The 1581-nt window shown below is 65.1% G+C and carries 2 protein-coding genes; both read left to right on the top strand.

What is annotated here, in order from left to right; translation table 11 throughout:
* Positions 1–117 precede the first annotated feature (117 nt).
* Positions 118–1077 (top strand): alpha-D-ribose 1-methylphosphonate 5-phosphate C-P-lyase PhnJ, encoded by a 960-nt coding sequence (locus RMO18_RS16370; protein WP_309667341.1) that lies wholly within the window; start codon positions 118–120, stop codon positions 1075–1077.
* Positions 1074–1581: ATP-binding cassette domain-containing protein (locus tag RMO18_RS16365; protein ID WP_309667339.1), on the top strand; the 508-nt coding region annotated here is incomplete at its 3' end. The genes RMO18_RS16370 and RMO18_RS16365, both read left to right, overlap by 4 nt.

Here is a 1581-nt window from a genome sequence, read left to right as displayed (position 1 = left end):
CCAGATCCGTGACCTTTGGCTACACGACAAGGGCTTTCGCACCCTGCGCCTTTGGAACCGGGACATCCGTGGTAATCTGCCCGGATGCCTCCAATGGATCGTCGGGGAAATCGCGCCATGACCGGCCACACCGACACTGCCTACAACTTCGCCTACCTCGACGAACAGACCAAGCGGATGATCCGCCGCGCGATCCTGAAGGGCATCGCCATTCCCGGCTATCAGGTGCCCTTTGCCAGCCGCGAGATGCCGATGCCCTATGGCTGGGGCACCGGCGGGGTGCAGGTGACGGCGGCGTGCCTGACACCCGATGACGTGCTGAAGGTGATCGACCAGGGCGCGGACGACACCACCAACGCGGTCAGCATCCGCAAGTTCTTTTCTCGCACCGCAGGGGTGGCGGTGACCGAGGCCACGTCCGAGGCGACGCTGATCCAGACCCGCCACCGCATTCCCGAAACCCAGCTGCACGAAGGGCAGATCCTGGTCTATCAGGTGCCGATCCCCGAACCCCTGCGCTTTCTGGAACCGCGCGAGACCGAGACGCGCAAGATGCACGAGCTGGAGGAGTACGGCCTGATGCATGTCAAGCTGTACGAGGACATCGCCCGGCATGGCGAGATTGCCACCGCCTATGACTATCCCGTCAAGGTCGAGGGGCGCTATGTCATGGACCCCTCGCCGATCCCGAAATTCGACAACCCGAAACTGGGCGGCAATGCCGCGATCCAGCTGTTCGGCGCGGGGCGCGAACAACGCATATATGCGCTGCCGCCCTATACCGATGTCGTCAGTCTTGATTTCGACGACCACCCGTTTGTCGCCAGCAAAGCGCCGCATGACTGCGATCTGTGTGGAGCAGGCGACACCTATCTGGACGAGGTCATCACCGATGACCGGGGCAGCCGGATGTATGTCTGTTCGGACACCGACCATTGCGCGGGGCGCAGGACTGCGGGGCATGTGGGGCGGTTGGCAACCTCCGGTCCAAACTCCCACCCACCCCAACCCTCCCCCACCAGGGGGGAGGGGGGCGGCACGTCTAACGGGGCCAATGCGCCAGAGGCCACGCCATGACCCTGCATCAATCCATCGCCCCGCCGAACCGCCCTCTGCTGCGGGTCCAGAACCTCTCCAAACGCTACGGCGCGCGGATCGGCTGTGCGGATGTGGCCTTTGACCTCTGGCCGGGCGAAGTGCTGGGCATCGTCGGCGAAAGCGGGTCGGGCAAGTCGACGCTGCTGTCCTGCCTTGCAGGGCATCTGCGCCCCGATACCGGGCGCGTGCTTTTTGATGTCGACGGCACAATGCGCGACACCGCGACCATGGCCGAGGCCGCGCGGCGTCGCCTGATGCGCACCGACTGGGCCTATGTTCACCAGAACCCGCGCGATGGCTTGCGCATGGGGGTCAGCGCGGGCGGCAATGTGGGCGAACGCCTGATGGCCGTCGGCGCCAGGCACTACGGCGACATCCGAGGCAAGGCGGTCGATTGGCTGGGACGGGTCGAGATTGCGTCCGACCGGATCGACGACCGCCCTTCGGCTTTCTCTGGGGGCATGCAACAGCGGTTGCAGATCG

The organism is Tabrizicola sp. (genome assembly GCF_031377265.1).
In the GTDB taxonomy this organism is placed as follows: domain Bacteria; phylum Pseudomonadota; class Alphaproteobacteria; order Rhodobacterales; family Rhodobacteraceae; genus JAUYQR01.
Note: the sequence above shows the minus strand (reverse complement) of the source record. Positions and strands in the feature narration are given on the sequence as shown.

Excerpts from the sequence above, each read along its gene's own strand:
- RMO18_RS16370 (WP_309667341.1), top strand. The coding sequence starts at position 118 with ATGACCGGCCACACCGACACTGCCTACAACTTCGCCTACCTCGACGAA.